The organism is Bradyrhizobium sp. SUTN9-2 (assembly GCF_003122645.1).
Classification (GTDB): domain Bacteria; phylum Pseudomonadota; class Alphaproteobacteria; order Rhizobiales; family Xanthobacteraceae; genus Bradyrhizobium; species Bradyrhizobium yuanmingense.
The window spans coordinates 762,148-782,561 of record NZ_LAXE01000001.1; the positions used below are offsets into that span (position 1 = coordinate 762,148).

Annotated in this window: 20 protein-coding genes and 1 pseudogene; 14 read left to right on the top strand and 7 right to left on the bottom strand. The window is 58.3% G+C overall.

From position 1 onward, the window contains the following. Together XF30_RS03570 and XF30_RS03575 are read left to right on the top strand one after the other, a co-directional pair. Positions 1–478: hypothetical protein (locus tag XF30_RS03570; protein ID WP_204524491.1), on the top strand; the 478-nt coding region annotated here is incomplete at its 5' end. 136 nt (positions 479–614) lie between these two features. After that, on the top strand, positions 615–1,019 hold the full coding sequence (locus XF30_RS03575; protein ID WP_109145552.1) for a hypothetical protein: 405 nt from the start codon (positions 615–617) through the stop codon (positions 1,017–1,019). A gap of 116 nt (positions 1,020–1,135) precedes the next feature. Here the strand turns inward: XF30_RS03575 and XF30_RS03580 are convergent, their stop codons facing one another. Next, entirely contained in the window at positions 1,136–1,354 is a 219-nt protein-coding gene (locus tag XF30_RS03580; RefSeq protein WP_244608870.1) for a helix-turn-helix domain-containing protein, read from the bottom strand. 96 nt (positions 1,355–1,450) lie between these two features. On the opposite strand from XF30_RS03580, the gene XF30_RS03585 reads away from it, so the two are divergent. The 3 genes from XF30_RS03585 to ku all read left to right on the top strand — a co-directional run bounded on the left by XF30_RS03585 (position 1,451) and on the right by ku (position 4,231). After that, complete coding sequence (locus XF30_RS03585) at positions 1,451–1,705, top strand: hypothetical protein (RefSeq protein ID WP_109141942.1); 255 nt, start codon at positions 1,451–1,453, stop codon at positions 1,703–1,705. A 3-nt stretch (positions 1,706–1,708) separates the two neighbouring features. Next, on the top strand, positions 1,709–2,689 hold the full coding sequence (locus XF30_RS03590) for a J domain-containing protein (RefSeq protein WP_109141943.1): 981 nt from the start codon (positions 1,709–1,711) through the stop codon (positions 2,687–2,689). A 621-nt stretch (positions 2,690–3,310) separates the two neighbouring features. Next, a complete protein-coding gene (gene ku / locus XF30_RS03605) occupies positions 3,311–4,231 on the top strand; it encodes a non-homologous end joining protein Ku (RefSeq protein ID WP_109141945.1) in 921 nt (306 codons plus the stop codon). Between the two features lie 67 nt (positions 4,232–4,298). Here ku and XF30_RS03610 read toward each other — a convergent pair whose 3' ends face one another. Then, entirely contained in the window at positions 4,299–4,568 is a 270-nt protein-coding gene (locus XF30_RS03610; protein WP_109141946.1) for a hypothetical protein, read from the bottom strand. 1,141 nt (positions 4,569–5,709) lie between these two features. On the opposite strand from XF30_RS03610, the gene XF30_RS03615 reads away from it, so the two are divergent. The 3 genes from XF30_RS03615 to XF30_RS03625 all read left to right on the top strand — a co-directional run bounded on the left by XF30_RS03615 (position 5,710) and on the right by XF30_RS03625 (position 8,866). Then, on the top strand, positions 5,710–6,654 hold the full coding sequence (locus tag XF30_RS03615; protein ID WP_158284324.1) for a helix-turn-helix domain-containing protein: 945 nt from the start codon (positions 5,710–5,712) through the stop codon (positions 6,652–6,654). Between the two features lie 51 nt (positions 6,655–6,705). Further along, positions 6,706–7,284: a RipA family octameric membrane protein gene (locus XF30_RS03620; protein ID WP_192893024.1), complete on the top strand. Its 579-nt coding sequence runs from the start codon at positions 6,706–6,708 to the stop codon at positions 7,282–7,284. Between the two features lie 280 nt (positions 7,285–7,564). Beyond that, on the top strand, positions 7,565–8,866 hold the full coding sequence (locus XF30_RS03625) for a DNA methyltransferase (protein ID WP_109141948.1): 1,302 nt from the start codon (positions 7,565–7,567) through the stop codon (positions 8,864–8,866). A 32-nt stretch (positions 8,867–8,898) separates the two neighbouring features. On the opposite strand, the gene XF30_RS03630 is transcribed toward XF30_RS03625, so the two are convergent. Next, complete coding sequence (locus tag XF30_RS03630; RefSeq protein ID WP_158284325.1) at positions 8,899–10,167, bottom strand: DNA sulfur modification protein DndB; 1,269 nt, start codon at positions 10,165–10,167, stop codon at positions 8,899–8,901. 325 nt (positions 10,168–10,492) lie between these two features. On the opposite strand from XF30_RS03630, the gene XF30_RS03635 reads away from it, so the two are divergent. Next, the gene (locus tag XF30_RS03635; protein WP_109145554.1) at positions 10,493–10,984 is read left to right on the top strand and encodes a hypothetical protein; all 492 of its coding nucleotides are present in this window, start codon (positions 10,493–10,495) and stop codon (positions 10,982–10,984) included. A 65-nt stretch (positions 10,985–11,049) separates the two neighbouring features. Here XF30_RS03635 and XF30_RS37640 read toward each other — a convergent pair whose 3' ends face one another. After that, entirely contained in the window at positions 11,050–11,484 is a 435-nt protein-coding gene (locus XF30_RS37640; protein ID WP_146207661.1) for a hypothetical protein, read from the bottom strand. Between the two features lie 180 nt (positions 11,485–11,664). On the opposite strand from XF30_RS37640, the gene XF30_RS03640 reads away from it, so the two are divergent. Beyond that, positions 11,665–12,303 carry a recombinase family protein gene (locus XF30_RS03640; RefSeq protein WP_109145555.1) on the top strand — a complete coding sequence of 213 codons (639 nt, stop codon included), beginning with the start codon at positions 11,665–11,667 and terminating at the stop codon, positions 12,301–12,303. Here XF30_RS03640 and XF30_RS03645 read toward each other — a convergent pair. The 3 genes from XF30_RS03645 to XF30_RS03655 form a co-directional block, all read right to left on the bottom strand. After that, positions 12,300–13,148 carry an HAD family hydrolase gene (locus XF30_RS03645; RefSeq protein WP_109141950.1) on the bottom strand — a complete coding sequence of 283 codons (849 nt, stop codon included), beginning with the start codon at positions 13,146–13,148 and terminating at the stop codon, positions 12,300–12,302. The genes XF30_RS03640 and XF30_RS03645 overlap by 4 nt on opposite strands. A gap of 6 nt (positions 13,149–13,154) precedes the next feature. Then, complete coding sequence (locus tag XF30_RS03650; protein WP_109141951.1) at positions 13,155–13,748, bottom strand: hypothetical protein; 594 nt, start codon at positions 13,746–13,748, stop codon at positions 13,155–13,157. Between the two features lie 186 nt (positions 13,749–13,934). After that, positions 13,935–15,653 carry a recombinase family protein gene (locus tag XF30_RS03655; RefSeq protein ID WP_109141952.1) on the bottom strand — a complete coding sequence of 573 codons (1,719 nt, stop codon included), beginning with the start codon at positions 15,651–15,653 and terminating at the stop codon, positions 13,935–13,937. Positions 15,654–15,686: 33 nt separating this feature from the next. Here XF30_RS03655 and XF30_RS03660 point away from each other — a divergent pair. The 4 genes and pseudogenes from XF30_RS03660 to XF30_RS03675 all read left to right on the top strand — a co-directional run. Continuing rightward, positions 15,687–16,595 (top strand): annotated as a pseudogene (locus XF30_RS03660) (YifB family Mg chelatase-like AAA ATPase); the annotation flags it as partial. 108 nt (positions 16,596–16,703) lie between these two features. Beyond that, the gene (locus XF30_RS03665) at positions 16,704–17,171 is read left to right on the top strand and encodes a hypothetical protein (protein WP_109141954.1); all 468 of its coding nucleotides are present in this window, start codon (positions 16,704–16,706) and stop codon (positions 17,169–17,171) included. A 228-nt stretch (positions 17,172–17,399) separates the two neighbouring features. Further along, a complete protein-coding gene (locus XF30_RS03670; RefSeq protein WP_109141955.1) occupies positions 17,400–19,667 on the top strand; it encodes an ATP-binding protein in 2,268 nt (755 codons plus the stop codon). A gap of 61 nt (positions 19,668–19,728) precedes the next feature. Next, a complete protein-coding gene (locus XF30_RS03675) occupies positions 19,729–20,358 on the top strand; it encodes a histidine phosphatase family protein (RefSeq protein WP_109141956.1) in 630 nt (209 codons plus the stop codon). Positions 20,359–20,414 lie beyond the last annotated feature (56 nt).

Here is a 20,414-nt window from a genome sequence, read left to right on the forward strand (position 1 = left end):
GAAGCGCAAACCGCCTCCGGAGCCGGAGCACACGTTGGTCGCTGCTGTGAAATCGGTCTCGCTAAGCTACTACGTGGGAAACCATGGTGATGGGATCTCCGACGAGGCCATCACCGATTTGCTTTGCGACATCGTTGCATTGAACCCCGACATGCCGAAGTATCACGGCAAGGAAGTGACCTGCTCTCTCATGTGCTCGCGGCAATACGGTCGAGTCGATGATCCTGACGAAAAAGTCTGGCCACGCATTGGAAAGGGGTACACCGTTCCGGAAAGACCTTTTCTGCTGAACATGCGGCTCAGCAAGGAGAGGGGCTTGTTTTCCGCCTACCTGCCCGAGGCGGCATATTGGGCGTTGCAAGCCGACTTGAAGAATGGGCGGTTGAAGTTCATCGAAGCTACATTCATGAGGCCGAGGCATGGCTATGGTAACCTGACCAGTCTCTACTTCTCGGAAACCTTGCCGCAAAGACCATGACGCCTCTGCCAACGCTCCGTATAAAGATTGCGTATTGGCCAAGCGGATAGCAAGCCTCGGGTATCTAGCTCAAATAGCTGTTGCCCAGGTGCTGAATTCAGAGGACGGCGGCTCCACCAATAACGAGGAGCCCATCATGGCACGAGCGACTATCTCTCTGGTTTCCGTACAGAAGCCGACCGCTAACACTCCGGTCCTTCAACGGCGCAACAAGCTTACGTCCAGCATCGATCAGCAGATCACGAAGATCGGGCTCTTTCGCGAGGGAAAGCGCATCTCTCGGGAGCAGTTCTGGGTTGACGCAAATGGCGGGATCTTCTTCCAGCTCCGTTATGGAAAGCAGCCACTGGAGCTCGAGAAGGGCAAGAGCACCCTCAAGGCTGTCGGGACCGGAAATGCTGCATGGGATGATTTGGTCGAACAGTTGGAGCAGATCAAAACGCTCGCGGTTGCCGGCGGCCTGGACGACGCCTTGTCCTCCTGCGCGAACGCGGTCAAGGCCAACTTTAGGGCGAAGGACAAGAAGGCGGGCAAGAATTAGCGCCGCTGTTGTCTATGTTCGCTTTTTGGTCGACCCTCCTTCGGTTCAGCCAGAGGAGGGTTTTCCACGATGCGGTCCGGAGCAGAAACGCTACCGCCTCAACCTGAAAAGCACCGCTAGCCCTTCTTGGCCGCCCTGCGGGTCGGACGCTCAAGGAAGGCAGCCGGCTCGGCCTGCAGCACCTTTGAGATCTTTACGAGTACCTCTAGGCCGACCCATGTGGACCCCTTCTCCAGCTTGCTGATGTAGGTGCGGTTGACGTCGGCCTCATAGGCAAGCGTCTCCTGCGAGAAGCCTCGCTCTCGTCGAATCCTCCGCAGGTTAACTGCAACCACTTGGCGCCAGTCCATGCGCCAAAATGATCAGGATGTCGCTTATTGACCCACCGCTTTAAATCGACAAAATGGGACCTTTAAACGAGGAATTGTGGGATGGTTCAAGGGGTCTGGAGGCGCGAGAACAAGCCGGGGGTGGAGTTCGACCGGGCCTGGAAATGGCTCTTGCTGCCCGGTGTCGTTACTCAGTGGTTTCTTTACACATTTCCCACCGGCAGCTTTGCCAAAGTAGTCACGGATACCCGCGTCGCTCGAAGCCCCATAATGACGTATGTCATCAGCGGGATCTTTTACATTCTGACGCTGCCGCTTATCGGGTTAGCCCTGTTCACTGTGATCTCTTCCCGGTGACGCATGGCGAAGAAGCCACCGCAAGAGCCGCTCGGCTGCACGATCGCAATCTTTGTTATGCTCGGGCTCGCCTATTCGCTGCCCTATCTTTTCACCTTCACTGTGTACTCCTTTCCATTGTTCCTCGGTTTTCTCTTGGTGTTTGCTCGATGGAGAAAACGGCCGACATCAGATCTGATCGACGAGTCGCAGATGAGCGCTGCCTTGCTTGATCTTGAAACAACCAAGAGATCGCTGCTTGACGAGATTGCTGATCTTAGACAGCGAGGCGCAAGGGAAGGCGTACGCTACCTCAAATTAGAAGATCGGTTTGAGATGAGGTCTCGCAGAGGGCAGGAATTGAACGAAGCGCTCGCGAATGCGAGGTCGGCTCTGGCCGATGTCGTTACTCGCCTTGAGATGGCGCAACATCCTCAACATCGCGGAGATCATGCTTGGCGGTTGTCTATGCGATCTTGGAGGCGAGGAAGGGCCTATCGTCTCGCTTTCATCGCCGCGCTGTTGAGCTTTGGTGCTTCCGCTGCTCTCCTCAAAGCTTACGTATATGAAGGCATCGGCGCTGATTTACTTGTGTGGAATGCCTTTCCGAATCTTATCAGTCGTCACGTCGAAGTGGCGACTGTTCTTGGATGGGTGGTCGGCTTGGCGACTCTTTCGGCAATTCGGCGTAGTAGCCGACTGGCGGATGAGCGAGAAAACGGTGCGGCGGAACTTTACCCTGACGTGTTGGATGATTCTGTCGGATCAGAATCAAGCGGGGGCGATCAGAGCGATAAAGAGAGCGACGATCCCTATTTGATCTTGAACGTCTCGCCGCAAGCTACAATACCTGAAATCAAAGCGGCCTATCGACTCGCAATCGTCAAGTGCCATCCCGACACAGTGGCCGACCGCAGCAAATCAATTCGCGAGGCTGCTGAAGCCGAGGCTCAACGCGTTAATGCAGCATACGACGTCATCCGGAACGAGCAGGGTTTCAATTAGCACTCTGTGACTACGGAGCGCTATCCCGCTCTCCTCCAATGCTGTAAGGCCGATTGAGGAAGAATTCGCGATTGCCCAACGCAGCTTCAGCGTATCGGTCGATTGCTACTATGATTGCTTGGACGTGCTGGTATCGCCAGCTTCTCGCGTAGCCAAATGGCGAGCCTCCGCGAGCTCCTTGATCCATGGCGGGTTGTCGTCCCTCGGGTCGTACCACCTTAGCTCTTGCATCTTCACCACCTCCGACCACCAAGGACCTTTCCCTTTGTTGGGCCGGGCTGACTCCTTCTCAGGGCATCGCGCAGAGTGCAGAGGTCGTCGATCTTGGCAAGCATCCTCGCGAGGAGCGCTTCTGCCGAGGCAGTGGCAATACCCGCTCTTTGTAGCTGAAGGATTTCCTTCCTTTGGCGGGCGACCTGAGCCCGCATGCGTTCAATCTCAGACCTAACGAATTCGATGTCTGGCATGTCCGGCTCAGCGATTCCAAGGAGACGAATATGAGAACATAAAGCGAACAGGGAGTCAAAGCCCCCGTGCGGGTCAATTGCCGCCGGCCTGATGTCGGAACTAGCCCCGGCTGATCGTCTTGAATCCAAGCCGCACTACCGGAGTTTTGCGTACATGGCGCCCCGTGCCAATTGGAAAGGCTTCCTGCGTCTGTCGCTCGTCACTTGTCCAGTGGCTCTCTATCCGGCTACTTCCGAGAGCGAGAAGATTTCCTTCAACCAGCTCAATCGGCAGACCGGTCACCGCATCAAGTATCTGAAGGTCGATTCCGACACGGGCGAGGAGGTCACCAACGAGGACATCGTTAAGGGTTTTGCGCTCGATAAGGACACCTTTATTGAGGTGACAAAGGAGGAGCTGGAGAACGTCGCCCTCGAATCAACGCGCACTATCGAGATTGACGAGTTCGTGGACCGCAGCGAGATCGATCCTCGCTATCTGATCCGCCCCTACTATCTGCGGCCCGATGGCAAGGTCGGCCATGACGCCTTCGCGGTGATCCGGGAAACGATCCGCGAGATGGATAAGGTCGCCCTTGGCCGGGTGGTGTTGACCAACCGCGAGCACATCATTGCACTCGAACCTCTCGACAAGGGCTTGGTCGGTACGCTCCTGCGCTACCCTTATGAGGTCCGCTCCGAGGAGGAGTATTTCGACGAGATTCAGGACGTCAAAGTTACGAAGGACATGCTCGACCTCGCTAAGCACATCGTGAACCAAAAGTCGGGGCGCTTCGATCCGGAGAAGTTCGAGGATCACTATGAGGCTGCTCTAATCGATCTCATCAACCAGAAGCGCGCTGGCAAGCCGATCACGCCAAAGGAGCGGCCGGCTAGCGGCAATATCGTTGATCTGATGGAGGCGCTCCGCCTGAGCGTTGGCCAGCAGCAATCCTCCAAGGCACCAAAGGTGAAGAAATCAAAGAAGGCGGTCTCCGGTCAGAAGGAGATGCTGTTACCGATCACCGGCAAGAAGCCGGCGAAAGCAGGTACCGCCAAGAAGCCGACGGCGCGTCCCCAGAGGAAATCAGCTTAGGTATTTGGCAGAGCGGACACCATCGGGAGGTCCGTAAATGTGCCGTATGGGATAGATATACAGCCATTTACTGACCTTCCGGCGCGCACTCTGGGCAGGTGTCGCCGATCGAATCGAGCACATCGATGATTTCGGCAAGGGCCTGGTCGGCAGTGAAGCCGAGCGGCGGATTCTCGCTGGCTATAGTGATGGCTCGATCTCGCGCGTGCGGATCAGCACGGTCCTGCATCCAGCCGTGCTCCTCGCATTCTCGCATGGCTCCGGCTTCCTGCAGCACAGAGATCGCCGAGCCACGCAGAGTCCGAACTGTTGGCCGCCGTTCCTTGATCATCAGCATCGAGATAGCTCCTGCCCGGACGAATCCGATCGGACCGTCGTCCGTTCCGGCTGCTAACACAGAGTAGGGATTCCTATTCGCTGTAGCTGTGGCTTTTTCCACGTGTTCCGCGGCGCTGCTCAGCGAGTCGCGATTTGAAGATGGACGCTCTTCATTCGCGGAATCTCGGATCGGCCTTCAACGAACTCCACGACGGATAGTGGCGGTCGGCGAGTTGAAAATCCACCCGGCACGTGTCGTAGGAAGCGGGACGCTCCTTCGAGGAGGTCCATTCGCTGATCCGAGATCTTGCAACACTCCGCATATGGCCGACTTTCTGAGCCGCATCCGCAGAGTTCGTCGTCCTTGCACTCGCGCAGCCGATAGTAGGCCTGCACCAGGGGATCGGAGCCAATCAGTCCATATTGCTTTCCCGGCCAACGGTCGAAAACTTCAAGGTACAGATGGCGCGCGGCCCAGACGCTATAGAGATCGATCAGTGTTCTCAGATCGCCGCCCTCGTACCAAGCTCCATCATTTGGGGAGAAGGCGCAGATCGATCCGTCTTGGAAGTTGGTGTGTCGCGGTCCGATCCAACTACACGACCCAGCAGCCGCCCAAAATCCCCATGCTCGGGGACCTACTTCTGATCGGTACGGAAGAGCGACAAGAAACGTGGCTTCCCGCTCCAAGCCCGGGATGATCGAGCTTCTCGCAAGGAGCCACATTCCGTCGTCGTCGGGGAAAGTCCGAAGCGAGGGGTACGCTTCGGTAACGCATTCTAACTGGCCCTCGTACGCAGCGCGGAGCACGTCGCCGCCGACCCGTGGTGGGGGACCGGCCGACCGTGATCCACTGGCTGTCCCTTTCCGTCGGGCGGACCTCTCCCGTGATCGGGCTGCGGATCGTGTCTTTCCTTGTCGTTCATTGCCGAACTCCTTGGCTGAGGCGGTTTGGGGGTAATCCAGGGCGATTTGCCCGTGAACATGCACTCGAAGCGGTCGGCGCTCGTCTAAGGCGGCCCCGATTTGCTCCAACACGGATCGAGCCTCCGGCGCCAAGGCGGCTTCACCTGGAATCGGAAATGTGCGAATCTGTGTCATACGCACATGCTGGGCCGGATGGTCCGACGTGTCAAGGCGTGTCATTCGCACGGAAACCGATGCCCACATCTGAAGAAAAGCTAGTTCTCGCTATTAGAAAGAAGCGGGAGGCCGAAGGCCTCAGCATCCGTGCTCTGTCAGCTGCGATCGGGGTAAGTTTCTCTACGTTGGCCAGAATCGAACGTGGAGAGGGACAACCGGACAACAATTCGAAGATCAGGCTTCTGCAGTGGCTCGGTGCAGATGCAGAAGAAGCCGGGCTCGGATTCGATAAGGTCGCTTTCGTGCACTTCCGTGCGGGGAAGAATATTCAGTCTTCGACAGTGCACACGCTGTTAACGGCGGCCGAGCGTTTGGTCCAATCAATGGGACGCCGCAGCAATTCGCCAGGACAGGAAGTTACCGAGGACAACTCCCCCACCAATAGTGATTCGCTGTCAAAAGAAGAGCTTGAACGAGCCGCAGCGAAGTTCAGAGCAGATCTCGGCTTATCGCAAAATGAGCCGCTGGACAGTCTTCGCGTTGAAGTAGACGGCATCCGGGTTATTCCCCTCGGGAAGGCAGACTGTTTAGAAGCTCGAACGATAAGTCAGCTGAGGGGAAAAGCCGCCGGCGAATGGTCCGCAATGAGTGTGCCCCTTGATCCTGATAACGAGAATTGGGCTGTGCTCTTGAACGATACACATACCGTCGAGCGCCAGCGGGTCACGTTGCTGGAAGAATTCTGGCACATCTTGCTCGGGCACAAGCTTACGAAGATTGCTCGGATCGCTGACTCTTACGGACGCACCTATGACAAGGCCGAGGAACACGACGCATACTATCTCGCCTCGGCGACGCTCCTACCGAAAGCAGCCATTGTTGCTGCGGTGAGCAAGAAGCGCTCTTCGGAGCAGATCGCTGCTGCATTCGGGACCTCATCCGAGTTGGTCGACTACAGAATCAAGCGGCTCGGCCTCTGGCGTGAACACGTAGGCAAGCAGATCAGACTATCGTCAGACTGAGAGCTCCGACCTGTTTGAAACCTTTATCGCCGCAAATAGAACGGGCAGGAAATGCAATTGACTGAAATTCTCTCGCGCGCCACTCCGCCGGAGGATGCGCGGGCTACTATGGAGTTTGAGAAAATGCGCTTCGAGCTGTCGTGGCGCTATTTCGATTTCCACGCTCGGCAACGGACCCAGCTATTCCACTTTTTCATTATCCTGGCGCCATTCATGTTCGGAGGATGCTTCTACCTGTTCAAGGAACGGGAGATGGTCGGCTATATGCCGGGGCAGATTGCATCGTGCGCCGGCGCGTTGTTGGCAATCTTCTTTTTTGGCTTGGATCGACGCAACCGGCAAATCATTCACCTGAGCGAACGGGCAATCCGGCTCATCGAAGCGCAACTCTTGTTCACCGATTTTCGGTCGATCAATGAACGAGGATCGGTCTTTAAAGGCGTGCTCACGACCGAGAAGGCAGATAACGACAAGCGGACGCTAAAATCATTGCGGAGCCATAGCTTCTTGGTCGGCGCCGTCTACTGGCTGGCATTCGCGGCATTCGCTGCCCTGCTCACCTACTTCGTGGTTGTGCAGAACGGCCACGTCATCCTGCCTAAGCAGCCTGTTCCTGTGCACCTGCGCTAGGCTCCTTAGCGACAGGCTCCAACTCGCAATCGGATGCAGAGCATACGGGCGAGAAGCGCCGTCTTGAGCCGCCTATAGCGTTCCGTCAATCATAAACGCTGGTTTGCTCTTGACGGAGCTAACCGGTCGATGAAGAAAGCCGAATTGCAATCCACCGTATGCCGCGCTCGGCGCCCCCACTCATTTGACAGTTATCTTTTCCGATTTCGATGGTGCCAGACTCGACGAAATGAGTGATGTTGCATCCACGAATCATCGCGAAAGTTCATGAGGGAATGAATTGAGCCTCAGGGGCGAACCACTTCCATCTCCGAAGCAAAACAGAAGGCTCCAAAAGGGTTGGGAAGGATTCTTCCCATACTATGCTGGTTATCCGGAAGCTTTTGCGTCGTCGGTTATCAATCAAATCGGCCTTAGAAAGGGTTCGGTTGTCTTAGATCCATGGAACGGAAGCGGGACCACCACGTATGCTGCCGCGCAGTTGGGGTTCGATGCTATTGGGCTTGACCTGAACCCCGTCATGGTAACGATCGCCCGCGCTCGCCTGCTGGCGTCAAGCGAGGCTGACAGCATTGGGGCGCTGGCAGATCATGTGGTGAGACGATCGCAATCCTCATCTCAGGAAGTCGACGCATCCGATCCGCTGCTCGCGTGGTTCTCGAGGAGATCAGCCGCAACAATACGCTCTATCGAATGCGGCATTAGAGAGTACCTCGTAAGCGACCTTACGATATCCACTGAAGGGGTGATGTTAGAGAATCTGTCTGGTATTGCAGCTACGTTTTACGTTGCGCTGTTCGCCCTGTGTCGCCAATTGGCTCGCCGATTGCAGTCCTCAAACCCGACGTGGCTCAAGTTTCCTTCCGATGACGATCAAAAGATATCGGAACGTCCGAGTCTGTTAATTGAGGCCTTCAAAAGCAATCTCCAGGGAATGGCTTCCGCTCTACGCAACCGGGAGGATGGCAAGGTCTCTCGACGATATGCCGAAACGCAGCTACGAGTCGCTGACAGCACGGCGCCAAATCTAAAGCGTGCCAGTGTCGATCTCATCCTGACTTCGCCTCCATACTGCACACGAATCGACTACACATCTGCAACGCGGATTGAGTTTGCTGTCCTAGCGCCACTCGCCGACGTTGAGATCAACGAACTGCGCCGGCAGATGATTGGATCGATTCGGGTGCCTGTCCAAGATCTGTCCCCTAAAGATGAGTGGGGCCCGACCTGCAATAAGCTCCTCCGCAGAATTCGACGACATCCGTCAAAAGCGTCAGCCGGATACTACTACCGAACGCACCTCGACTATTTCGATAAAATGTCGCGATCCATCGCCAGTCTTTCTAAGACCGTCAGGCGCAGTGGAAGCATTGTCTTCGTCGTTCAGGATTCCTTCTATAAGGACATCCACAACGATTTGCCGGCGGTGATGGTTGATATGTTCGGAGCAAACGGGCTCGATCTTTATCGAAGAGAGGATTTTCGAATTCCAAGATCGATGGCAGGTATCAATCGTTACACGAAGCTATACAAGCGTGATCCTGGCGCGACGGAAGCTGTTCTTTTCTTTGCAAAGGCTTGAGGCGGCCCTACTGGGCCGCCTCAAGTTGACCGTCATGCAGCCTCTGTCTCGTCGACTTCGGCATCTTCCGAGTTCAAAACTTCTTGCAGCCGGTCCCAGGTGCCGAGGTACTCATGGGCCTTTCTCCGAATTGCTTGCCGGCTTTCGTGACCGCCACCCATGAACGTGAGTGTCGGCGTACCGCGCACGACCTTCTCGCGCATGACTGACTGCCAGAACGGTGAACTGCGTTGCCAGTCAATTTCACCAAGCTTACGACCGGCGCCATCGAGGTCTTGCTCTCCCAGAATGACGTCCAGATCATAAAAGATGGACCCCAGAGCGCCCCAGCCCGGTCCGCTCAGATGGACTGCGTTCTTCGTGTCGGAGAAGCGCTCCTTACCCATACTGGCCGCCATACCTCCCAAGTACCTGTCAACCGACTGAACAAAACTGTCGAGGTTGGACTCGTTGAGACGGCCGTTGATCTTCTCGACGTTCATCTTAGCTTCAGTGAACGTGTCTCCTTCGGCCGCCGCACGAACGAAACGAAGAAGGTTTTGCTGAACGACCAACGCGGTCGATTTTGAGCCGAGAGACGCCCTGCTCAACTCCATGCCCCCGTTGGCGTTGATCACGCCACCTGTACCCAAGCGGCGCGTAGCTTCGATGTACAGGTCGCTCGAGTCCGCAGCGATCGCCATGCTCGGGCTGATGGACTTCTGTTTGAAGTTGAAATCTGCAAAGAGCTGTCGCATCTCCCGCATGTCGAGTGGCCTACCTTCCTCACGAGGAGCGAAGATAACCACGGGAAGCGAAAACTCCTCGAGAAGAGCGTTGAGGTCTCCCCTCTCTTGAACCGAAAGGTTCTCGCTGTTGGCCAGCTCGACCAACTCAATCACTCCAGAGACACGGGCCAACCCATCCAGCACGATTCGGCTGTTGGACTTCGACATGTCGAGGTGAAGCGTCCCAGCGCCCGCAAGATCATTTCCCTTGTCGAAGGGCTCGAAACGGAGATGATTCTTCACGGCCACCGAAATTGCGGGAAACGCCCCGCAAATCACGGCCAGTTTCGAAAAACGCTTTTGGATATAGGTCTGAATGCCCCTGAGGCGATCGGCCGTAGTCAGCCGTTGAAGCTGGGAGTAGATTTCGTTCAACTCAGGGTCGAGCTTCTTCCACAGACGTGAGCGAGGGTCGTGGCCCAAAAAGGCTTCCAGGGAGCGGGGACCGACCTGGGTTGAATAGGTCGAGAGCCTATGACCGAAAGCTCCTTGAACTGCTGCGATGCGAACTGTAAGCTGAGTGGTATTGAGCATGGTGTTCTCCATTATGCTCGGTTACGGACGCCGGTAGGGATGGAACCCCTGCCGGCGTTTTCGTTTGTGCCATGCGTCGGGGAACTTGGTCAATAGCAATACTTACGGGGAAACGGTTTCCCCGCAACTTTTTTTGCCATTCGTCGCGCTCGAGGATGCTCGTTAGGCGGCTTGGCTGCGGGGATTGGATCACGAACAACCCACACTCACGAGAGAAGGTGAGGGTTTTCAAACAGTTAACTGCCGCGCTATCCGACACGTGCAGTTTCTTCGCGCTATTGAAACGCTGTCCGGCTCATTCGCCGCGTCCGTGAGGGAGGCTTACTTGGCAGATCGGCTTTTCGTATCGGTGCTTGGACATCGAAACTCAGGCAAGAGCCATACCTGGAATGAACTCTTTGGCCGAACGGTACGGACCAGCGGCTCGTCACGCTTCTTGGAGTTGCGGCCTAATGAATGCGTCGAGGTTTTTCTGATCAGTGGCTCCAATGAGGAGCGGGACCAATATGCCGGAGACGTGCTGCGGGATCAGACAGCGAGGGTCGTCCTTTGCTCAATGCAGTATGTTGATCGCGTGTCGAGCACCGTTGCGTACGTTCTTCAGGAGGAGTTCCAGATGTACGTACAATGGCTCAACCCCGGTTATTCAGACACGAGCGCCTATCCCGACTATCTAGGCATTGGAAATAGGCTCTTGCATGCCCATGCAACGATTGCGGTGCGGTCGGGCAAAGACGACGCCGTCAGTCGAGTGCGCGAGTTGAGAGAGTTTATTTATGGTTGGGCTGCTTTTCGAAAATTGATCGTGCAATGCTGACAGCCTCTACCGTTAGCATCGAATCAGTCTGCAATCTTAATTGGTCTTGGTAGATCGTGCAGGCGCTACTTGAGCAACGCCGAGCGCGCTTGCTGAAGCGTTTCCTCTGGGATCGCATGAAGGGCGACAATCTCGGCTTTTTCGCACTGAAATGATGTGTCGACGCCCTTGTGATCAGGGTCGGCTTCAATCGCTCCCTTTGGCTCGACTTCATAGAGCATCGGTGAAGAATGTTGCGCTGCCCAAACGATAGCAGCGGCAATGTCCGTAGTGACGTAAACGCGATCCTTCCGCCGGACGTTGTCGGGAACTACTCCATTTTGCTCGGCGCCGGTTAGCGATGGTGGCAATATCTCTTTGTAACCAGCTCTTCCGCCATGAAAGTAACGTCGTGCTTTTGGCACTCCTCTGTGAACCGGCGTCGCCTGCTGTTGCAGTTTGCGCTTTCGCTTCCCGAGCCTCTGATTCATCGCCGTTCCTTCGATTTCAAACCACCGCATTTCCGACCTCGGTCTCGCATGGCCCACTATGACCCCCAATTAGTCAGTGGGTGGCTATTGGGACCAGGAGCTACGCATTTGTCGTCGCAATTTCTGAAATGATTGATCAGATGCCATCACCTCTGTTGTCTCTTCGTCTGGATCATAAGAAGCGCCCCTATCTTTATCGAGGGCGGCGCATTGATAAAATTCATAGCGTATTACCGCGTTTCTACAGAGCGCCAAGGTAAGTCTGGACTTGGCTTAGCTGCTCAAAAACGCAGGATCTCCGACTTTGTCGCAGGTCCTGGAATGCTAATCGCTGAATTTTGTGACGTTCAGTCAGGGAGGGACGACTCACGCGTCCAGCTTCAGCTGGCGATTCAGTTGGCTAAACGAGAGAACGCGAAGATTGTAATCGCTCGCCTCGACCGCTTCTCGCGACGAGTCAGCTTCATTGCTAATATTCTTGAACAAGGCATCGGCCTCGTCTGTGCCGAGATGCCCAACGCTACGGACTTTCAGCTCCACATATTCGCTGCGCTCGCCCAGGAAGAACGCCGACTAATCTCCGAACGAACTAAAGCGGCTTTGGCTGAGGCGAAACGTCGAGGAAAGAGTCTCGGTTCAAATGGAAGGAATTTGGCTGCCAAGAATCGCAGAGCTGCTGATGAATTTGCATCCCAACTCAGGGAAAAACTGGACGCGGATGTATTGCGGCGTTCTTACAGCGAGATAGCGCGGCACTTGAACGATGCGGGAATCGCGACGGCGACCGGGCGAAGATTCTACCCGCAGACAGTTAAGAACTACCTTTTAAGAGAGGCTCTACGCGACTAAGTGAGAGCTAGCAACTCGGAAATGGATCGCTCACACACAAAGTCTGGGGTCACGTCCTTTGCCTCGTTTGCATAATTCTTCTCTCGCTGTATATCCGCTGCTGTCCAATGTGATATGCGGATCAAGCTATTATACATCTGCCGATCTGTATGTGCTCCGTATTTGGCCCATACAGCGAAACAAGAGGCGCGCTTAGCCATCAAAACATCCTTGGCTAAGCTGTCACCGACATAAGCGACACTGGACATCGGCAAGCTTTGCTTCGCTACGATATCCTGCAGTACGCGAGGATTGGGTTTCGATTCATGAGAGGGAATTTCTGTGACTTTGTCTGTCACGGGCACACCGTCTAATATCGGCCATCGGTGCGGTCGTTGGCTCTCGCCGCGTTCTCGACAATAGACTTGCTTGAAGAAGTCAGAGAGGCCCAAACGCTCGATTCTTCCACAAGCCGCGAAATAGGTGCTGTCGGTATACGCCACCAGGTCGACGCCACGCGAGCGCAACGTTGTTAGCGTCTCCTTGGCTTCCGGGAACAACTTCAGATTTTCTTTTCTCAGCTTGTTGAAGGCATGGAATGCCGGGTCTAAGAGCTGCCACACGACGTCCTCTCCCATAGACGCAGCGAGATTTTGCACTATGGCAGTCTCGTACAAACTGAAGGGGTGCTCTACGTCGTGATGTCGTATGTGGACCTGCTGTAGTTCTCCAAGAAGCTGCTCCTGGTCACAGCCGATTATCCCCGTTGCTACACGGACCATTTCATAAAAGGCCGGCAGGAAGGCGGCATACCAGTCATAGACTGTGTTATCCAAATCGAAGATGATCAATGAAAATCTGTTCATTGTGCATCAGATCAAGTCATTGCCGATAACGAACATGATCACAGCGCACGCAACCAGCGCGAAGATGACCGTCCAGTAAAAGCCGTTAATCTTCTGCTCGGCGTTTCGGCGGTTCGAGCCCGAGTATGTCGTTTGTCCTTCTGCGATCGACGCAACAGCGTCGGAATGTCGGCTGAAGTGAGATATTGCTTGAGTCATTCCCTTACTCAATCCGAACATCTTCCGAAGATGTGTTTCTTCTAAATCTTCGCCGAAAGCGACCGCTCCGCGGAGCATTTTGTGATACACGCCCAGGTCAAGTAACTTGACCGCGAAAACCGATGCCGCCGCTGCTAATATTATGAACTCGGCGACATGAAACTCGAAGTGATGCCCACGAATTGTGGCCGAGAACGCAAACCGGGCTTCCGAGCCGCCGCGCGAGAACAGAAAAACCGCAAGGCCAAGTGCTGCTGCGACAAAGGTTAGCCCCAGCTGCCGCGATTTCACACTCATCTCGTTAAAGTGCATCTGCGTATCGACCGCCTTCGCCCATACGGCCACCAGGTTGTCTTCAAATTCGTTGCTTGTTTCAGATGATTTCTCATTCTCTTGATCCATAGTTCATCCTCAGAAAGGAGCCCTCGAAGGCCAATTGCGCTGCGAGACCATCCAGTCACAGCGGCGCGGTAATGAATTCGTCGAGTTGTTGGCCGACTCTCATTTTTACCAACAATTGCCCGGCCGAAAGCGGTGATTTTTCCATCGGGGAAAGATTACCTCTCTGAGTGACCTGTTTGGGAATCTTTATTTCCCGTCCAGAGTTGCTTCATCCGCCGGCAACTGGATGGTCGTCCCATCAGCGGAAATCATCTCGAAATCTGGTGCGGTGCCGGTGACCTTCTGGATGAACTTCGTCGGGTCTTCGGGATTGACGAACAGAATCATGCCTTGGCCGTCTCTGAACACGACCTCAAAGCTCTGAGTGTCAGGGTCCACGGTCAGGCGTAGCTCGCTGATCAACAATTGTAGCCTCGATGCGATCTGAGCACGGAGCTTATACACGTCACCGCCTCTGGCCGCCCGCACACGCTCGATTAGCTCGGCGACCTGATCAGGGCTGCGGTAGTAAGTCAGTGCCGTCTGGTCGAGGATCGCTATCTCGTGGCGCAACTGCTGCCTCGTGTTCTTCGCTTCGGTAAGCTCCTGCTCTCCCTTCCTAATGATTTCCGCTAGAAGTTCGCTCCGGAACTCCGCGAGTTTGACGCTGGTATCGATGGCACGTCGCACCTTCTCCTGGAGGAGGTTGATTCTTCCTTCGACCGCCTCGATTTGGAAGGCGAGCTCGCTTCTTTTGCTCGAATGCTCGCTCGACCGGACCAGCGAACCTAGATCAAGCTGCTCAACGAACGACAAGAACGTCGACTCGAACTGGTCATAGCGCCATCGGCCGGTCATTTCGCATCCGATATTGCGGAGTGCATTCGAGCACACGAGGTACGACTGGCCCTTAGGCGGCGTGCCTTTGTTTTGATAGTGCATTGGCTTGCCGCAGTAGTCGCAGACCGCCAGCTTCGAGAACAGGTTGGTGAAGTGTTTACCCTTCGGCCCGCCACTACCCTTCCTGCCCTGTTCAGGCTTCGTTTTGCGTTCCAGCCGACCACGCTGCGCTGCCTCGAACACCGGCTGGCGAACAATCCCGGGGAAGTAGTTGCGGATTGGATCACCATGGGGCGTCCGCTTGCCTCCCTCCATGCGATTCGGCTGGAACGTCCCTATCGCCGCCGCGCTACTCAGGATCTTGTTGACCGTCGAGTTCTGCCATCCACCCTTCCCGGTGAAGGTCGGAACGCCCTCTTCGTTCAGGCGCCGGACGATCGTAAACGTGCCGATCCCGGAAGCAGCCTCGTCGAAAATGCGGCGGACGATGGCGGCACGCTCATCGATCACGTCGAACCCGGTACGATCTGCAGTGAGGCGCAGCCAGCTCGGACAGCGGGCCGTAAGCTTCTTCTGACCAATGCTGGCCCGTTTTGCTTTCCACGCCTGTGATAGGCGGTCGCTCTTCCGGGCCGATTCCTCGTTCGCCCTGCTCATTTTCGCGATCGAGATAATCAGATCTTCGAAGCTGATATTGCCACGGAATACGCGCTCATCATCTAGCGTGACCAGGACCAGACCCGCTTCGACGATCTCAATGAACGGTTTCAGGGCGACCACCGGCTCTTGGCGGCTCATTCGGTCAAATGATTCGACGAGCAGGTATGAGCCAGCCTGGATCTTCCCGTCCCGAACGGCCTCCAGAAACCTTCCGAAGGCTCCGGATGCGATATTTTTGCCCTTGTAGGCCGAGACACCGATGTCGTGGAGGTCGATATCCTCGATCAGCTCCAGGCCGTGCCGGTCTGCGTATTTGCGGGAGGCTTCACGCTGACGGCGAAGGCTATCGCCCTTCAGTTGAAGGTCCGTGGACATCCTGACGTATGAAAAAGCCTTCGGACGGACTTCCGGGCGATCTATAACCATTTGGTCTCATTAACATTTAGCAATTTAATTGTCCACCATATCCTCATGATCGGCGCGCCGGGCGCCGGCAAATCGATGCTGGCCGCGCGCCTGCCCTCGATCCTGCCGCCGCTGTCGCCGAGCGAGCTGCTCGAGGTCTCCATGATCGCCTCGGTCGCCGGCGAGATCGAAGGCGGCGCGCTGACGGCGCGGCGCCCGTTCCGCTCGCCGCACCATTCCGCCAGCATGGCCGCGCTCACCGGCGGCGGCGCGCGCGCCAAGCCCGGCGAGATCTCGCTGGCGCATCAGGGCGTGCTGTTCCTCGACGAATTGCCGGAGTTCGATCCGCGCGTGCTGGATTCGCTGCGCCAGCCGCTGGAGAACGGCGAGGTCGCGGTGTCGCGCGCCAATCATCGCGTCACCTACCCTGCCCGCTTCATGCTGGTCGCGGCGATGAATCCCTGCCGCTGCGGCAATGCGTTTGAGCCCGGCTATGCCTGCAAGCGCGGCCGCATCGACCGCTGCACCGGCGATTACCAGGCGCGCATCTCCGGTCCGCTGATGGACCGCATCGATCTGCGCATCGAGGTGCCGGCGGTGACGGCCGCCGACCTGATCCTGCCGCCGCCGTCGGAAGGATCGGCCGAGGTCGCTGCCCGCGTGGCGGCGGCGCGCGACATCCAGCTGGCGCGCTATGCGGATGCAGGCCTGCCCCATGTCCGCACCAATGCTGAAGCCCCCGCCTCCGTGCTGGAGGAGATCGCAAAGCCGGACGCGCAGGGCCAAAAACTGCTGCGCGACGCCGCGGAGACCCTGCGCCTGTCGGCGCGCGGCTATCACCGCGTGCTGCGGGTGGCGCGCACGCTGGCCGACCTCGACCATGCCGACAAGATCGGCCGGCTGCACCTCGCCGAAGCGCTGTCGTACCGCGCACTCGCGGAGGATGTGCGCCAGCTGGCTTGATCATTCCGCGCATCAACCCGGCGGTAACGACTTTCCTTTACGCTCTGCAAACCATAAGGCCCGACGCGTTTCGGTTGTGAGTTCCCGGGGCCTAGCGAGTAGAGCGTCATGTTGCGTTTCAAGTTCCTGGCCTCGGCTGTTCCCCTGTTGGCGGCTGCGGTGTTCGCCCGCGCCGAGATCGGATCGGTGTCGCATCCCTGCATCGCGCTGGGCGACACATCGGTCGAGCTCACTTCGCTGTTCTGGACCGCCGGTGTGCATGTTGCCTTCACCGACGATCCCGCGCGGGCAACGGTGCGGGTCCAGATCACCGAGGATGCCGACACCGCGGATTTCGCCGTGGTCGACGACGGCCTCGGCTCCGAGCCTGACACCTGCCAGGCCAGCTCCTCGACGCGTCTCGTCTCGATCGCCGCGCAGCCGGTCGACGGCGGCCAGGTGGTCTATCTCTCCAGCGAAGGACCGGCGGATTACCGCATCTATGTGCGCTCAAAGACGTTCTCGCCGCGCGAGGCGGCGGCGCTGATCGTCGGCGCCCGCAGCGGCCATGGCCGCTTCCAGGCGGCATCGCTTTAGAGCTTTGTGTTTGAGCATGATCTCCGCGCAAACACGTTCCGCGTTTGTCGCGAAGGAAAACCGCTGCACACTTTTCGCTAACGCGGCCCTTCGGGTCCGGATCATGCTCTGACCCGTTAACGTCTCGTCAACCCTGTTCGGAGGCGGCGCCACCGCCGCAATTTGTTCGCAAGGTCGGCGGGCCATCGTCGCACGCGGCGGCGGGGTTTCAGGCAAGGGTCGGTTGCGATGGGTCGGACGTTCCGGATCAAGGTGCGCATGCGTCGTTTCAGGCGACGGCATCCGAGGCTCGCTTTCGCGATCCGCTCCTTCATGATCTTCTCGGCGACGTTCGGCGGCGCCTATGGTTTCGTCTCAGGCAGCCGGTCCGACAATTCCGGCTACGATCCCCACACCTTTGCGATCGGCGCCAGCTTCCTGTTCGCGCTCGCCTGCCTCGGCCTTGCGACGCTGAGCATGCGCCTGCGCTTCGTCAATAAGCGGCTGCGGACGCTCGCCGCCCACAATGAGGCCTTGATCGACCGCAATTGGGAGCTGAAGGAAGCCGAAGAGCGCGCCCGCAGCCTGTTCGAGCAGCAGGGCGACCTCATCGTGCTGCGCGCTACCGACGGCCGCATCACCTTTGCCAACGAGGCCTATTGCGCGCTCGCGGGACAGGCGCGCAGCGCGCTGGTCGGCACGCGATTCGATTTCGACGTGCTGGAGCAGGGCGACAGTGCCCGCGAGAGCAGCGGCACGCGCATCCACGACCAGAAGATCGCAACCCCGCTCGGCGCGCGCTGGATCGCCTGGCGCGAGGGCTATGTCCGCCTCGATGCCGGCCAGCCCGCCGAGTTGCAGAGCGTCGGACGCGACGTCACCGACCGCACCGAGACCGAGCGCGCATTGTCCGACGCGCGCGACCAGGCCGACGCCGCCAACCGCGCCAAGTCGCGCTTCCTGGCGATGGCCTCGCACGAGATCCGCACCCCCCTGAACGGCATCATCGGTATGGGCGGCCTGTTGCTCGACACCGATCTGACGCCGGAGCAGGCGACCTATGCCAGGGCGGTGAAGACCTCGGGCGAAGCCTTGATGGCGCTAATCGAGGAGCTGCTCGACTATTCCAAGATCGAGGCCGGCAAGCTCGACCTCGATCAACGTCCCTTCGCGCTCTCGACCCTGGTCGAGGAGATCACCGAGCTGCTCGCGCCGCGCGCGCAGGCGAAGACGCTCGAGATCGCCGCCTATGTCGACGAGCGCCTGCCGCTCGAAGTGGTCGGCGACGCCGCGCGGTTGCGCCAGGTGCTGCTCAACCTCGCCGGCAACGCCATCAAGTTCACGAGCAGCGGCGGCGTGGCACTGATCGTCGAGCCCGGCATCTGGCCGACCGAAATCAGCTTCCTGGTTCGCGACACCGGCATCGGCATCGCAGCCGAAGCCCAGCAGCGCATCTTCCGCGAATTCGAGCAGGCCGACGAGCGCGTCGCCCGCACCTATGGCGGCACCGGACTTGGCCTCGCCATCAGCGAGCGCATCGTCAAGCGCATGGGCGGCCGGATCACGCTCACGAGCGAGCCGGGCAAGGGCTCGACCTTCGAGGTCGCGGTGCCGCTTCCGCCGTCGCAAGGCGGCGCTGGGCAGACCGCATTTCCGAGTCCCGACCTCACCGGCAAGTCGATGCTCCTCGTCGCCGACGGCATCGAAGCCTCGCTCATCGCGCGGCGCCTCGAACGCTGGGGCGGCCAGACCTGCCTGGTTGCAGATGCGGCGGTCGCCGAAGCATTGCTGCCGGAACGCTCCTGGCACACGGTGCTGATCGATCGGGCGATCGGCCCAGCCGCGGCCGATCAGCTCGGTGAGGCCGCCCGCGCGCATGCCTTGCAGCGCCTCGTTCTGCTGACGTCGAGCTCGCGCCACGAGAAGCTGTCGCCGGCTTTCACCGGCTTTCTGGTGAAGCCGCTGCGCGCGGCCTCGCTCGCCGCACGCCTTGCCCTGACGCCGGAGGTCGCCTCGCCCGATCTCGCGCCGGAGCCGCCGCCGGCCTCCGCCGGCCCCGCGCCGGCGAAAGGCCTGTCGATTCTCGTCGCCGAGGACAACGAAATCAACGCCTTGCTGATGCGCTCGCTGCTGACCAAGCTCGGCCATCGCGTCGTCATTGCCGTCCATGGCGAGGCCGCGCTGGAATCCTGGCTCGCCGCGTCATCGGCCGGCACGCCCTACGATCTCGTGCTGATGGACATCCAGATGCCGCAGCTCGACGGCATCGAGGCGACAAAGCGCATCCGCGCGCACGAGGCCGCGCTGGGCGATTCCCGGACGCCGATCCTGGCGCTCACCGCCAACACGCTGGTGGAGGATCGTTATGCCTGCTTCGAGGCAGGCATGAACGGATTTCTGATCAAGCCGGTCGACCGTGAGAAGCTCGAGGAGGCGCTGGCGGGCCTCGCCGCATCCCCGGCACCAGACGGTTCCGGATCTCACGGGAACCTGATCTCGTCTGACGATCGCAATTGAAATCGAGCGCGTTGCGCGTCACGATCCCACCGGGGGCATTTTGCAACCAAAGGATTTGCGCATGAACGTGCTTTGCCGCCTCGCCCTGATTGTTCTCCTGGCTGGAATCTCCCGCCACGCAGCCGCCGACACACCGGACCTCATCTCGTCGCTCAAGCAGGGCGGCTACGTCCTGATCTTCCGACACACCGCGACTGACGACAGCCAGAAGGATGTCTATCCCTTCAAGTTCGACGACATGAGTGCCCAGCGTCAGCTCAGCGAGAAGGGCAGGGACGCGGCGCGCCAGATCGGGACGGCGATCAAGGACCTCGCGATCCCCGTCGGTGACGTCTACACCAGCCGGCTGAACCGAGCGGTCGAGGCCGGCAAGCTGATCTCCGGCCGTGAGGTCAAGCCGGTCGATGCCCTGACCGACAGCAGCAACGCCAGCGCATCGGGAATGGCAAACCCGACCGGCGCCAATGCCAAGGCCGGGCAGGCCGTGCGTCAGCTCGTCGATGCGCCGCCGCAGGCCGGCACCAACACGGTCCTGGTCACCCACAAGACCAACATCGCCGACGCCTTCGGCAAGGACGCCGGTAACGTCGGGGAAGGCGAGGCCTTCGTCTACAAGGCCGGCAGCTCGGGCCCCGCCACCTTCGCAGGGCGCATCACGCTTGCGGATTGGATCGCGAAAGCGGGCAGGTGAGGACCTGCCGCTCCGCCACGATGTTGTGCTACGGACATCATCTGGCGAACGAGCGA